This window comes from Neorhizobium petrolearium (assembly GCF_029854435.1).
GTDB classification, from domain to species: domain Bacteria; phylum Pseudomonadota; class Alphaproteobacteria; order Rhizobiales; family Rhizobiaceae; genus Neorhizobium; species Neorhizobium petrolearium.
In genome coordinates, this window is the sequence record NZ_CP123000.1 from 3,951,268 (window position 1) to 3,964,975 (window position 13,708).

Annotated in this window: 12 protein-coding genes; 1 reads left to right on the forward strand and 11 read right to left on the reverse strand. The window is 60.0% G+C overall.

Features of this window, described 5'->3' with window-relative positions; all coding sequences use genetic code 11:
- Position 1: 1 nt before the first annotated feature.
- From QEO92_RS19325 to QEO92_RS19340, 4 genes are all read right to left on the reverse strand, one after another.
- The gene (locus QEO92_RS19325; RefSeq protein ID WP_037153247.1) at positions 2-1,072 is read right to left on the reverse strand and encodes an ABC transporter ATP-binding protein; all 1,071 of its coding nucleotides are present in this window, start codon (positions 1,070-1,072) and stop codon (positions 2-4) included.
- A 10-nt stretch (positions 1,073-1,082) separates the two neighbouring features.
- Entirely contained in the window at positions 1,083-2,159 is a 1,077-nt protein-coding gene (locus tag QEO92_RS19330; protein ID WP_037153250.1) for an ABC transporter ATP-binding protein, read from the reverse strand.
- A 50-nt stretch (positions 2,160-2,209) separates the two neighbouring features.
- The gene (glpD, locus tag QEO92_RS19335; protein ID WP_227704103.1) at positions 2,210-3,721 is read right to left on the reverse strand and encodes a glycerol-3-phosphate dehydrogenase; all 1,512 of its coding nucleotides are present in this window, start codon (positions 3,719-3,721) and stop codon (positions 2,210-2,212) included.
- A gap of 81 nt (positions 3,722-3,802) precedes the next feature.
- Entirely contained in the window at positions 3,803-4,612 is an 810-nt protein-coding gene (locus QEO92_RS19340) for a DeoR/GlpR family DNA-binding transcription regulator (RefSeq protein ID WP_227704104.1), read from the reverse strand.
- A gap of 325 nt (positions 4,613-4,937) precedes the next feature.
- Between QEO92_RS19340 and QEO92_RS19345 the strand changes: the two genes are divergently transcribed.
- Complete coding sequence (locus QEO92_RS19345) at positions 4,938-5,864, forward strand: LysR family transcriptional regulator (protein ID WP_037153258.1); 927 nt, start codon at positions 4,938-4,940, stop codon at positions 5,862-5,864.
- Positions 5,865-5,896: 32 nt separating this feature from the next.
- On the opposite strand, the gene QEO92_RS19350 is transcribed toward QEO92_RS19345, so the two are convergent.
- The 7 genes from QEO92_RS19350 to QEO92_RS19380 all read right to left on the reverse strand — a co-directional run bounded on the left by QEO92_RS19350 (position 5,897) and on the right by QEO92_RS19380 (position 13,657).
- Positions 5,897-7,252 (reverse strand): MmgE/PrpD family protein, encoded by a 1,356-nt coding sequence (locus QEO92_RS19350; RefSeq protein WP_227704105.1) that lies wholly within the window; start codon positions 7,250-7,252, stop codon positions 5,897-5,899.
- A gap of 101 nt (positions 7,253-7,353) precedes the next feature.
- Positions 7,354-8,370, reverse strand: a complete 1,017-nt coding sequence (locus tag QEO92_RS19355; protein ID WP_227704106.1) for a serine hydrolase domain-containing protein — start codon at positions 8,368-8,370, stop codon at positions 7,354-7,356.
- Positions 8,367-9,155: an ABC transporter ATP-binding protein gene (locus tag QEO92_RS19360; protein ID WP_227704107.1), complete on the reverse strand. Its 789-nt coding sequence runs from the start codon at positions 9,153-9,155 to the stop codon at positions 8,367-8,369. The genes QEO92_RS19355 and QEO92_RS19360 overlap by 4 nt, the downstream gene beginning before the upstream one ends.
- Positions 9,152-10,018 carry an ABC transporter ATP-binding protein gene (locus tag QEO92_RS19365; RefSeq protein WP_227704108.1) on the reverse strand — a complete coding sequence of 289 codons (867 nt, stop codon included), beginning with the start codon at positions 10,016-10,018 and terminating at the stop codon, positions 9,152-9,154. The genes QEO92_RS19360 and QEO92_RS19365 overlap by 4 nt, the downstream gene beginning before the upstream one ends.
- Complete coding sequence (gene nikC / locus QEO92_RS19370) at positions 10,011-10,943, reverse strand: nickel transporter permease (protein WP_227704109.1); 933 nt, start codon at positions 10,941-10,943, stop codon at positions 10,011-10,013. Before nikC ends, QEO92_RS19365 begins: the two co-directional genes overlap by 8 nt.
- Before the next feature lie 7 nt (positions 10,944-10,950).
- On the reverse strand, positions 10,951-12,018 hold the full coding sequence (locus QEO92_RS19375) for an ABC transporter permease (RefSeq protein WP_407722134.1): 1,068 nt from the start codon (positions 12,016-12,018) through the stop codon (positions 10,951-10,953).
- A 22-nt stretch (positions 12,019-12,040) separates the two neighbouring features.
- A complete protein-coding gene (locus tag QEO92_RS19380) occupies positions 12,041-13,657 on the reverse strand; it encodes an ABC transporter substrate-binding protein (RefSeq protein ID WP_227704110.1) in 1,617 nt (538 codons plus the stop codon).
- Positions 13,658-13,708: the final 51 nt, after the last annotated feature.

Here is a 13,708-nt window from a genome sequence, read left to right on the forward strand (position 1 = left end):
ATCAGCCCTCCCCGCCGACGCGCCACGAATCGGCATAGATATTGATGGCTGCGGGGTCGAAGGTAACGCGTGGCTCGGATGGGATTTCTGCATCTTCTTCCGCAACAATGGAGATCGGCTGGCCTGCGAAGCTCGCGCGCACGATCTTAAGCCGGCCGATGTCCTCTATGCGGGTTATGCTTACCGGCATTCCCTCGCTGCCGATCCGAACAAATTCCGGGCGAATGCCGAGTTCAATCTTGCCGACGCCCGAGATATCGGGAGCGTAATCAAGCGAAATCTTTTCGTCGCCAATCGTCACGGTGCTCCCGTCGATCTTGGCGGGCAGCACGTTCATACCGGGTGAGCCGATAAAATAGCCGACGAAAGTATGCCGAGGACGCTCGAAGAGTTCTGCCGGCGTGCCGATCTGGACAATCTGGCCATCGTACATGACCACGACCTTGTCAGCGAATGTCAGTGCCTCCGTCTGGTCATGCGTCACATAGACCATCGTAAAGCCGAACTGTTTGTGAAGCCGCTTCAACTGCGAGCGCAGCACCCATTTCATATGAGGATCGATCACCGTCAGCGGTTCGTCGAACAGGATGGCGTTGACGTCGTTGCGCACCAGTCCGCGCCCGAGCGAGATCTTCTGCTTCTGGTCGGCTGTGAGCCTCTGGGCCTTGCGCTTCGCCCAATCCGAAAGATCGATGATCTCCAGCATCTCGCGGACACGCCGGTCGATTTCTGGTTCAGGGACACCGCGGTTTCTCAATGGAAACGCCAGATTGTCGTAAACTGTCATCGTGTCGTAGATGACCGGGAACTGGAAAACCTGCGCGATGTTACGGGCCTGAGTGGACAGATTCGTTACGTCCTTTCCGTCGAACAGGATACGGCCGTGGGACGGCTGCAGGAGGCCGGAGATGATATTGAGCAGGGTCGTCTTTCCACAGCCGGACGGGCCAAGCAGCGCGTAGGCGCCACCGTCGTGCCATTCATGATCGATTTCGCGCAGCGCGTAATCCTGATCGGATTGTGGGCTGGCTCCGTAGGCGTGGCGGATATGGTCGAGGGTGATGCGTGCCATATCTTTCCCCTCAATAGGCCGCGGCGGTCGCGATGGCGCGCCCGTTCGTTCCGAAAGCCATCAGATGGCGGGTGTCCAGGAAGACCTCGATTTCCGTGTCAGGATCGATATCGTGGATTCCCCGCGCCAGCATGACCCAGCGAATCCCCTTGAAATCGAGGTGAACGAAGCTTTCCGAACCGGTGATCTCGGAAATCTGGGTCCTGGCCCTGATATGCGCCGAACTGGACGTCTGCGCCGAAAGTCCGAGATGATGCGGGTGAAAGGCGACCGTCATCGGTCCGTCCGCGACGTTAGCGAGATGCGATGGCACCGGCATGCCATCGGAGTCCCCATGCCGGAACGAGCCGCCCGACTTGATGACTTCAATGAAGTTGAGCGGCGGATCGGCGAAGGTCTTTGCGGTAATGAGATCAGCCGGTCGGCGATAAACATCAATCGTCGGACCGAACTGCGTCACCCGGCCTTCGCAGAGTGTGACTGTATTGCCGCCAAGGAGAAGCGCCTCCGAGGGTTCGGTCGTCGCATAGACGAAGATCGCACCAGATTGCGCAAATATCTTCGGCAGTTCGACGCGCAATTCCTCGCGCAGCTTGTAATCGAGGTTGGCGAGCGGCTCGTCCATCAGCACAAGACCGGCATTCTTGACGAGGGCACGGGCAAGTGCCGTCCGCTGCTGCTGGCCGCCGGAAAGGTTGAGCGGCGTGCGGTCAAGATAAGGCGTCAGCCGCAGGAGGTCGGCAGTCTTGCGCACTTCCCGGTCGATCGTCGCCGCGTCCTTGCCGGCGATCCGCATTGGGGAAGCAATATTCTCGTAGACGGTCAGGGACGGATAGTTGATGAACTGCTGATAGACCATCGCAATGTTGCGCTTCTGTACCGGCACGCCGGTGACATCCACACCATCGAAATTGATGGATCCATCCGTCGGGCGATCAAGGCCTGCCATCAGCCGCATCAACGAGGTCTTGCCCGAAAGGGTAGGGCCGAGGAGGACATTGAGCGTTCCCCGCTGCAACGTCAGATCGGTGGGGCGAATGTGGTATTCGCCTCCTGCCATTTTCGACACATTGCGCAATTCGAGCATTGATGCCTCGGGCCTCCCAACCCTCGGTTCAGTTCCGGTCCTTGCTTCGCCTATGCTGCGCGGCGGATTCCAGCCATATAGTCCTCCAGTCGCGCAGCCTCATCAGCCATCAGGAACAGTCCCTGCTTGGTGCGGCGCCACAGAACGTCCTCCGCCGTTCGGGCCCACTCTTTCTCCATCAGCCAGCGTATTTCGATCTCGTAGAGTGAGCCGCCGAAATGGCGACCGAGATCGCCCGCGACAGCGGCGTTGCCGAGAATGACCGCGGCATTCGTACCATAACAGCGCACGAGGCGTTCGGCATGTCTTGTCTCGATGAACGGATAGCGCTGCCGAAGCGACTTCACTTGATCCTTGTAGCCGACGACAGAGAAATCACCGCCCGGCAGTCGGCTTTTGGCCGTCCAGGGTGCCCCCTTGGCGCCGATCGCCTCGCGAATCTTCTCCAGAGCGTGCTCTGCGAGCCGGCGATAGGTGGTCAGCTTGCCGCCAAACACGTTGAGCAGCGGAGCACCCTCGGCTTCGTCAACTTTCAACACATAGTCGCGCGTGGCTTCCTGCGCTTTTGACGCGCCGTCGTCATAGAGTGGCCGGACGGCGGAATAGCTCCAGACGATGTCCTCCGGCCGCACGGGTTCCGAAAAATATTCGCTGGCCGCGCCGCAGAGATATCGGACTTCTTCATCGCTGATCTTGACGTCCTTTGGATCGCCTTTGTAGTCGCGATCCGTGGTGCCGATCAGCGTGAAGTCGCGTTCATAGGGAATGGCAAAGATGATGCGATTGTCCGGATTCTGAAAGAAGTAGGCACGCTCACCGTCGAACTTCTTCTTCACGACGATATGGCTGCCCTGAACGAGGCGGACATTGTGAGCCTCGTTACGGCCGAAGACACCGCGGATGACGTGGTCGACCCACGGGCCAGCGGCATTGACAAGCATTCTCGCTTGATGGCTTGCGGTCTGGCCGGAAATAGCATCAACCGTATCGATCGACCAAAAACCGTTCTCGCGCTTGGCGGAGACGACCTTGGTGCGCGGCATGATCAACGCACCCTTGTCTGCCGCATCGCGGGCGTTCAACACCACCATCCGGGCATCATCCACCCAACCGTCGGAATATTCGAAAGCCTTGGTGAAAAGCGATTTGAGCGGCTTTGCAGCAGGGTCTGACCGCATGTCCAGCACGGCGGTCGGAGGCAGCAGCTTGCGGCCGCCCAGATGGTCGTAAAGGAAAAGGCCGAGGCGGATCATCCATGCCGGCCGAATTCCGCCCTTGTGATAGGGCAGAACGAACCGCAGCGGCCAGATGATGTGCGGCGCCATGGCCCAGAGGGTTTCGCGCTCCATCAGCGACTCGCGCACAAGCCGGAATTCGTAATGTTCAAGGTAGCGCAAGCCGCCATGGATGAGCTTGGTGGCGCCTGATGATGTGCCGGAGGCAAAATCGTTCATCTCGGCGAGAGCGATGGAATAGCCGCGCCCGGCCGCATCACGCGCAATGCCGCAGCCATTGATGCCACCGCCAATCACGAAAAGATCGAAAACCGCTTTGCCCGACATTTCTTATGCACCAATTTCGCATTGCAGCATTATGCGCGATTACGAAAGATAAATTCATCTAAATCGAAACAAAATCGAATGTCAAAAGATATTCTTCGAAACCGCTTTCGCACCTTCATCGCCATTCTGAACATTCGTCTCGATCAACCGAACGTCGCGTTCCGCGCAGATTTGTCTGATAGACGGGACAGGGCAGTGATCGGTGATGAAGGTGTGGACCTGGGATATATGGCCGATACGGACCGGGGCGGTACGCTCGAACTTGGAGGCATCGGACACGAGGATCACGTGCCGGGCGTTGGCGATAATGGCTTGGGCAACCTTCACCTCCCGGTAATCGAAATCGAGGAGCGCTCCGTCTTCGTCAATCGCCGAGACACCGATCACGGCGAAATCCACCTTGAACTGGCGAATGAAATCCACTGCCGCCTCGCCCACAATACCGCCGTCCGATCCGCGCACGACGCCGCCGGCAATCACCACCTCGATGAAGGGGTAGACCCTCAATCTGTTGGCAACGTTGATATTGTTTGTGATGACCATCAGGTCCTTGTGGTCCGCCAGCGCCTCGCCGACGGCTTCGGTCGTGGTGCCGATATTGATAAAAAGGGACGAGTTGTCGGGGATAATCGCGGCCGCCATCCGGCCGATCGCCTGCTTTTCCGTCGCAGCCATGGAGCGGCGCGCATCGTACTTCACGTTCTCGTTGCCGCTCGGGAACACCGCCCCGCCATGGATCCGCGTCAATGCCCTGCTGTCGCACAGATCGTTGAGATCCTTGCGGATCGTCTGAGGCGTGACCCCAAAGCGGGCGGAGAGGTCATCGACGAGAACTCGTCCGTGCTCCTTGGCAATGGACATGATTTCCGACTGCCGACTGCTGAGCAGCATTGGGTCTCCTCCGGCGGTTTCGCTTTTTTCATTTTACGGCAAAACGAAAGATCGCCAAGTACCCGTTCTCACTGTCCTGACTTATCCTTCCCGTGTCGGAGAAGGGGTTATCCGCCCTTTTGGGGGAGGCGGATACATCCTTTCCTGCGAGCCCGGGCATTCATCCACTTAGCGGTGCGTAACGCCGACGGCTTGGAGGATAGCCTGTGCTTGCAAGCGACCTTCATAGGCCGCATGGTACACGCCTTCCTGCGCATGTTGGTGGCTTCGCTGCTCTGCGCAAAATTGTGCCCCGTATCGGCGGGGAAGATCCGGAGATGCTTCTATGGAATTGAAATGGCTGGAGGATTTTCTTAGCCTTTCTCATTTCATGAACTTTACGCTTGCGGCTGGCGACAGGCACATCACCCAGTCGGCATTGAGCAGGCGCATCCGGCAGCTCGAGGAATGGGTCGGGCTTCCGTTGATAGATCGTTCCACCTACCCGGTGCGACTGACGCCTGCTGGAGAAAGCTTCCTGCCCCGCGCGCGCAAGACAGTTGAAATGTTGATCGCGCTTCGCGAAGAGACACAGGAGCAGCATGCCGCTCCTCAAGACATCCTCTCCTTCGCCACCATGAGTACGCTGGTTCTCACGTTCTTTCCGGTCTGGATGGAGAAAATCGAGGCAGACGGGGAGTCGTTCCGGACGCGCTTCACGGAGGCTTACTCCTCTTTTTCCAACAATGTATCGAAGCTGTTCCGCAATGAATGCGACTTCCTTCTGACCTACGCGCATGAGTGTGTCCCCGCGATCAAGGAATTGTCCGACTATCCCTATCTCACCCTTGGGTCGGAACGCGTCATCGCCATTTCAGCCCCGACCGACGACGGTGCTCCCATTCACCAGGTATGCGCCGACGGAACGCCCGTAAATTATCTGAGTTATCGGGATAGTTCCTTCTTCGCCCAGGCACTTCCCAAGACCATCTTTGACAAGACTGCAATCCGCTTGAATACCGTTTATGAAAACGCGATGTCGGCCGCCCTGAAGGCCATGGCCGTGTCCGGTCACGGCGTCGCCTGGATTCCCGAAAGTCTGGCAGTCAACGAAATGAGCACAGGGCAGCTCGTTCGGGCAGCGGACCCGTCACTCGACATGGAGGTGGAGATCAGGCTCTACCGTTCCTACCGTTTGCGCAGCAAGCGTGCAGGACAGTTCTGGAGACGTGCCGAAGAGGTCGGCATGCTCGCCGACCGCGTCGTTCCTTGATCCAGCCGATATTTGCCCCGAGGCCTGCTTCTTCAAGCCGCTGTCGTGCGATTGTCGAAGAGCTGTTCAAGAAAGCTCATATTCGTCAGTTCGTCGAGCGCTTCGAGAGTCGCGTAAAGTGCTTCTGCGTCCTTGAGGCCTGCGACACAATCAAGGAACTTCGTCCTGCGGTCCTCTTCTGAAAAGGGGTCGGCAAGACCACCCCGCGCGAAGAAACGTTCCTTTTCGTAGACATGGCCGCCATCGAGTGTGATCCTTAACCGATGTGGCAGCTGTGTTGCGGCACGTTCTTCTGCCGGAGTGTAATGGGTCATCGAAATCTTCGCGAGCAGCGGGTCCCGCACCAAAGCGGCCACGCTTGGCGGCGTGAAATCCGACAATGACAGCTTCTTGCGGCGCAAGGCGAGCGCCAGGCAATATTGCATGGAGAAGCGTGCCTCCATCTCGTTGACTGGCTTGGTATAAGGGAGGTTGCGAAAATTCGCGATACCGACATGGCATTCCGCGGAGACGACGGCGTCGGCATCAAGCGGCACCTCATGCAGAAGGTCGAGCGCCATGTCGATGACCAAATGTGTCGAGCCGCAGCAGGGGTGTCGCTTCGGCATGAGCCCGACAGTCTCGATGACATGATCACGGGTGCACGCGATAGACTCGCGATCATAGCCCACAGGGTCCGAGCCGCCGAACATTTCGAGGAATCCCTGCGGCCCTTCGAGAATGTCCGATCTGCCATATAATCCTTCGGCTGCCAGCAAAGCCGCTTCGACAGCGTTGCGGGCCGCCATTCCGGCATGGAACGGCTTGGCCGGAGTGCCGAATTGTCCCTTCGTGCCGGACGCCATGCTTGCTCCCAGGGAAAGGGCCCGGGCAATCCCGCCGGCGTCCAGTCCCAGGAGCTTTGCCGCTCCCGCCGCGGTACCGATGCTGCCGATCGTTGACGTGCCATGCCATCCGGCGGTGTAGTGTGATCCGGCAACGCCGCTGCCGACAAAGGCCTGTGCCTGGAGCGCCACAAGATAGGCATCCACCAGCGCACGGCCGCTTGCTCCGGTCCGGCCGGCAATAGCGAGCAATGCCGGCACGATGACCGCCGAGGCATGGCTCATGCCGGGTTTGAAATTGTCGTCGTAATCGAGCGCATGTGCCGCCGTGCCGTTCACAAGAGCTGCAACGGAGGGAGACTGGCGCGCGCCGGTCACGAGCGGTGCTTCGTCCACGGACTGCGACCCGAAGGCGCGGCTGACCGCCAGGGTGCTGATATCGCCCCGGCCCGCGTAGAGACAGGCAAGCGTGTCGGCGATCGCCTCGCGGGCAAGCCTCCGGGCAGTATCCGTGGTTGCCGGTGGTGCGGCGCACCATGCCGCAATGGTTTCGATAACGCTCATTGTCATGGGACTCATTGGTAAACCGTTCGGAGGAAACACAAATCCAGCTGCGGCCGACGAGAGACGCAGATGGCAGGAAGCAGGAATTCGGAAAGCCGTGCTCAGGACGTATCTATCGCGGCCAGCAGATGCCGCAGCAGCCGTCCCATACCAAAGTTCTTGACCTCGCGTCCGGGTATTTCGGTATCGACGCGGTGGATCACGACCATATCCAGTGCCGGCATGACCAGGCAGTAATGACCGCCGGCGCCAAGCGCCGCATAGCTGCCTTTCGGCGTGACGACACCGGGCAGGAAGACGCCGTCCCTCTCCAGCCACCACATGTAACCATAGGCGCCGCGGGTACCGGCGTGCGAATAGGGCATGACACACTCATGTGCCCATCCGACCGGGAGCACTGGCGCTCCGTTCCAGACCCCCCGCTGAAGGAAGAGTTGCCCGAAACGCGCGAGGTCGCGGCTCGACATACGGAACGGATAGGCGGGATGGTCGCTGATGTCGAACCTCTCGTGCCACCCATCCGGTTTGTCACCGCCAAGCGAGAAGTCCTCCATGCCGGTCGGGCCGGCGATGCGGCGAGCGAAGGCCTCATGAACAGTCTCACCGGTCAAGCGGGTGAAGATCGTGCCGAGCGCGTTGAAGTCCCAGTTGTTGTAACACCAGAAGGTTCCGGGCGCGTGAGAATGTCGCGTCTCCTTGATCCGTCGCATCCAGACGGTTTCGTAACCGGCCGGATGATAGATGCCGGAACGGGCGGTCAGCAAGTCATAGACGGTGGCCTGCCTCTCGATGTCGCTCAGCCCCTCCCGGTCGTCGATGCCGAGGCTTTCCAGCGTCGCCGAAAGATCGATCCTGCCGCTTTCCACCTCGAAGCCGATCAGGGCGGCAAGGAAACTTTTGCGGATGGAATGGCAGAGGAATTTTCGCGCCGGATCGCCGAGAGAGAAGGCCACCTTGCCGTGACGAATGACGAGCAGCATGTCGGTCGCCTGCGATGCCGCGCAGGCGCGGACCGCCTCCAGCGCCCCCGGCCGGAAGCCGGCAGAGCCTTCGCTGCCATGCCATTCCCATTCAAGGTCGATCGGATCGTCTTTCTTGAACGCGACCTCGACATTCATGCTCCAACCTCCTCGCGGCGCGCCACCGCCTCGATGCTGGCTTCGAGAAACGCTCGCGTGTAATCCTCCCTCGCCTGGAAATGGCGGATCTGTTCCGCGCTCAGTTCCTCGATGATCCGTCCCTGATGCATGATCCCGGCGCGCTCGCAGATATGGGCGATCACCGCAAGATCGTGCGACACCATGAGATAGGTCAGGTTGCGCTCGCGGCGCAGGCGCTTCAGGAGGTTCAGGATTTCCGCCTGCACGGAGACATCGAGAGCCGAGGTCGGCTCGTCCAGCAGAAGCACGTCCGGCTCGATGATCAGCGCCCTTGCAATCGCCACGCGCTGGCGCTGTCCGCCGGACAGTTCATGGGGATAGCGGTAGCGGAAGGACGGACCAAGCCCGACGGCCTCCAGTGTCTCGGCGATACGTTCCGACGGGCGGTCGAAGCCGTGGATGGCGAGCGGCTCGGCCAGAACCCGTTCCACGATCTTGCGCGGATGCAGACTGCCATAGGGGTCCTGGAAGACCATCTGCACGCGGCGGAAAAAATCCTTGCCGCGCTTCTTCGGCAATTCACGAGCCCCGAGGACGAGCGCACCCTCGTAATCGCTGTTCAAGCCGGAAAGAGCGTGCAGGATCGTCGACTTGCCGCAACCCGATTCACCGATGAGGCCATAGGCCTCCCCTTTCTGGATACGGAAGGACACATCATTGACGACGCGGGTGCGCATGTTCTGGGCACCGAAGCTGATGGAAAGGCCGATAGCCTCTATCAGGGAACGATCGGGCGCGCTCATACAAGGACTCCGTTGCGATAAACAGGCCCGTCGAGCCAGGAGGGATCACGGACTGGTACCCTCAACTCGTCCACCGGATGGTCGAGGCGTGGCAGGCTTTCGAGAAGCGCCTGCGTGTAGGGATGGCGGGCCTGATGCAGGTCCCGCGCGGGAAGATCCTCCATGATCCTGCCGGCATACATGACGAGAACCCGATCGCAGAAGCTGGCAACCAGATTGAGGTCGTGGCTGATGAACATCAGGCCCGTTCCCCTCCGGCTCACCAGTTCGTCAAGGATCGTCAGGACCTGGCGGCGCACTGTCACATCCAGCGCAGAGGTCGGCTCGTCGGCGATGATCAGGTCCGGCTCGGGGATCAGCATCATGGCGATCATGATGCGCTGCCCCATGCCGCCGGATACCTCATGCGGAAAAAGATCGAAGACGCGCTTCGGCTCGCGGATCTGCACCGCTTCCAGCATGGCAAGCGCCTTGGCCTTGGCTTCGGCAGGCGGCGCATTGTGATGCAGCCGGTAAGCCTCGACGATCTGGTTGCCGATGCGCATCAGCGGGTTGAGCGAGTATTTCGGATCCTGCAGGATCATCGAGATATGATTGCCGCGAATCCGGCGCATGTCCTTTTCGCTGGCGGCCAGGAGGTCCGTGCCGCGGAACTGCATGCGGGTTGCGGTGATTTTCGCGCCCTTCGGCGTCAGCTTCAGCAGCGAGCGCCCGGTGAGCGACTTGCCGGAACCGGACTCGCCGACAACCCCGACCTTCTCGCGGCCGATGGTGAAGGATATCCCCCGGACGGCGTCATGATTGCGATGCGCGCCGTGAAAGCGGATCCTGAGGTCCTCAACGTCAATGAGCGGCTTATCCATGGCGGGGGTCCAGAACGTCGCGCAGTCCGTCGCCGAAGAGATTGAAGGCGAGACTGGTCAGCAGGATGGCGGTACCGGGAATGGCAGCGATCCACCAGCTCGTCATCACGAACTCCCGGCCGGAGGAAAGCATGGTGCCCCATTCCGGGCTCGGAGGCTGTGCCCCGAGGCCGAGGAAGCCGAGGCCGGCCGCCGTCAGGATGATCGCCGCCATGTTGAGCGTCACGCGCACGACGACGGAGGGGATGCACATAGGCACGACGTGCCCGAAGATGATCCGCAATTTCGACGCGCCCTGGAGGCGGACCGCCGCGATATAATCGGACTTGCGAATGGTCAGGGTTTCGGCACGGGCGAGACGTGCGATCGGCGGCCAGGATGCAAGCGAAATCGCGATGATCGCGTTCTCGATGCCGGGACCCAGGGCAGCGACGAACGCCAGCGCGAGAATGAGGTTCGGGAAGGCGAGGAAAATATCGACGATGCGCATCAGAACCGTATCGACCCAGCCCCCCAGGTAACCGGCTGTCGTGCCCACCAGCAAACCGATGGGCGCAACGATGACGGTGGTCAGAAGAGCGATGTAGAGGGTGATCCGCGCACCATAGATCAGGCGGCTATAGACGTCGCGGCCGAGTTCGTCAGTACCCAGCCAGTGTTCCGCCGAGGGGGGCAGGAGGCGCATCGCGAGATCCTGCTCGAAGATGTCATGGGTCGCCAGAAGCGGCGCCAGAAGCGCAGCGGCAAGAATGACGACGATGACGGCAAGGCCGAACAGCGCCGAAACATTGGAACGCAATCGCCACCATTGCAGCCAGAGCTGCTGCATGCGGGCGTGAAAAGGGGAAGTGGGCACGGGCGCATGCAACCATGCGCCGAGGCCGGAGAGTGAAATGTTCTGAGATGTCATGGCTTTGTCGGTCATGGCGGCCTCACCGGGTTCTGGGATCGACGACGCGATAAAGGACATCGCAGAAGAGATTGAGGGTGACGAAGATGATACCGACCAGAAGCGAGCACCCGACCACGGCGTTCATATCGCCGACCAGCAGGGCGTTGGTCAGGTATCGGCCGAAACCCGGCCATGCGAAGACCGTTTCGGTCAGTACCGCGCCCTCGAGGAGGAAGGCATAGGAAAGGGCAACGACGGTCACGACCTGCACGGCGACGTTGCGAAAGGCGTGGACCCAGACGGTCCGTCCCCAGGAGAGCCCCTTCACGCGCGCGGTTATGATGTATTCCTGGCCAAGCTGCTCCATCATGAAGCTGCGGGTCATGCGGCTGATATAGGCAAGAGCGCCGAAGCCGAGAATCGAGGCGGGCAGGATGATGTGACCGAAGGCATTGCGAAAAACATCCCATTTCCCCGTGATCGCCGTGTCGACCAGATAAAAGCCGGTAATCGGCTCGATATCGAACTCGTAGATGAAGTCGATGCGCCCCGGTCCGCCGATCCAGCCGAGCGTGGCGTAGAAGATCACCAGTCCCATGAGGCCGAGCCAGAAGTTCGGCGCCGAATAGCCTATGAGGCCGGTGAAGCGGATCACATGGTCGATCCAGGAGTTCCGGTACATCGCCCCAAGCACGCCGGCCGGGATGCCGAGCCCCGTGCCGATAATGATCGACAAGGTGGCGAGCTCGATCGTCGCGGGAAACACACGAGCGATATCTTCGATAACCGGTTTTCCGGTCGTCAGAGCCTGTCCGAAATCAAGCGACAGTATGCCCTTCAGATAGATGCCGAACTGATACCAGAGCGGTTTGTCCATCCCGAGCGAGCGGGCCATGTTGTCATAGGCTTCCTGGGTGGCATTGTCGCCGAGAATGGCGACAACCGGATCGATCGGCAGCATCCTGCCGATGAAGAAGGTCAGGGCCGCAAGACCGAACAGGGTCACCAGAACCGGCAGCAACGTCTTGCCGATGATCCTCCCAACGAGGAATAAGGGGTTCGGCCTGAGGTCCGTCCCCGCATTGTCGCGGGGAACGGAGGTGGTGATTTCCGCCATGGACTCGCCTCCCCTATTTGGAGGCGGACGTGTAGTAGACGCGGAACCCGTTCCAGCTCCAATCCTTCACCTTGTCGCTCATGCCAAGGATGTTGTACATCTGAAACATGATGGCCATCGGGCCTTTTTCCATCACATCCTTCTGAAGCGCATAGTAGATTTGGTTGCGCATTTCCGGATCGCCTTCGAGAAGCGCTTCCTGGACACGCTTGTTGAAGTCCTCGTTCTGGAAGGCGGCGCGCCATGCTGGAATCTGCGTCAGTTTCGCTTCCGCGCGATTGTCCGGGTTGTAGACGAGGCGCGAGGCATTGCCATGCGCATCGGGAACGCCGGTCTGCCAGGCCAGCATGCCGCTCTTGAACTCGCGGCCGCGAATGCGGCTGAAGAGCTGGGCATTGGCCATGCGTTCCAGATTGAGCTTGACGCCCACCTTGGCCGCGTTCTGCTGGATGCTTTGGGCGATCGGCGCCGAATGCGGCAGGGTGCCGAACAGGACATCGCTTTCAAAGCCGTTCGGATAACCCGCTTCGGAGAGAAGTGCCTTCGCCTTTTCGAGATCGAGCGTAAAGGGCTGGCCTTGCTTCTCATCCAGAGCGCCCACAGCGCCGAGCTGCGCAAAGCTTGCACGCGGCACGCCGAGATAGGTCATGACCGACTTGGCGAGCCCGTCATAATCGATGAGATAGCGCATCGCCAGGCGCACTTTTTCGTTCTGGAAGACCGGGTCGGCCACGTTGAAAACCCAGAAGAAGAGCTGCGGCTTCAGTACGCGCTCGATCTTGAGGCCCGGCTTGCCGTCGAGATCGGCCAGATCGTCAGGTGAAAGATCGCGCGCAATGTCGACATCGCCCTGGGTCAGCAGGAGGCGTTGCGTTCCCGGCTCGGCGACGTGGCGGATCAGAACGCGGGAGAGCTTTGGCTTGGTGCCGTAATATCCGTCGTTCGCCTGAAGAACGACGGATTCACCCGCGTTCCACTGCACCAGCCGATAGGGACCGACGCAGGCAGTGTTGGTGGCGAGATACTTGTTACCGAGGTCGCCATTCACCTGCTTCTCCATGAGCGTCTTCATGTCAAGAAGCGAAGAGACGCGGTTGGCGCCGATCGCCTGGAGAATGAGGTTGGTCGGATAGGGCTTGTCCAGCTTCATGACGAGCGTGTTGTCGTCCGTCGCCGCGATGCGTTCCTTCACATTGTCCTTGCTGAAGCCATATTCGGTAAGTGTCGACGCATTGCCGTAACCCAGCTGAACGACACGTTGCATGGACCAGGCAAGCTCCTTGGCGGTTGCCGGCTCGCCGCTCGGGAACTTCATGTTCTCATTGAGATGGAACGTGATCTGCATGCGGTCCGGCGAAACATCCCAGCTCTTCGCCAGAAGAGGAACGACCTTCGATTCGTCGGCGGGATCGAAATCGACCAGCGAGTCGCAGGTGTTCTGCATCAGTTCGCTGGTCACGACTTCACCGATCTGCGCCGGGTCGAAGGTGCTGATCGCATCGATATTCCAAGCCATGACGAGCGCGGAATCCGGCGTCGCGGCAAGGGCCGGCGGGCTGATTGACGAAAGGAAAACGCCGGCTGCTGCGGCAATCAGGCGGCGGCATTTGATAATTTGCTTTCTGGTCATGTTCTCAATTCCCCTTTTTTGATTGTTGACTGAAACAGGTGCCACTCGAAG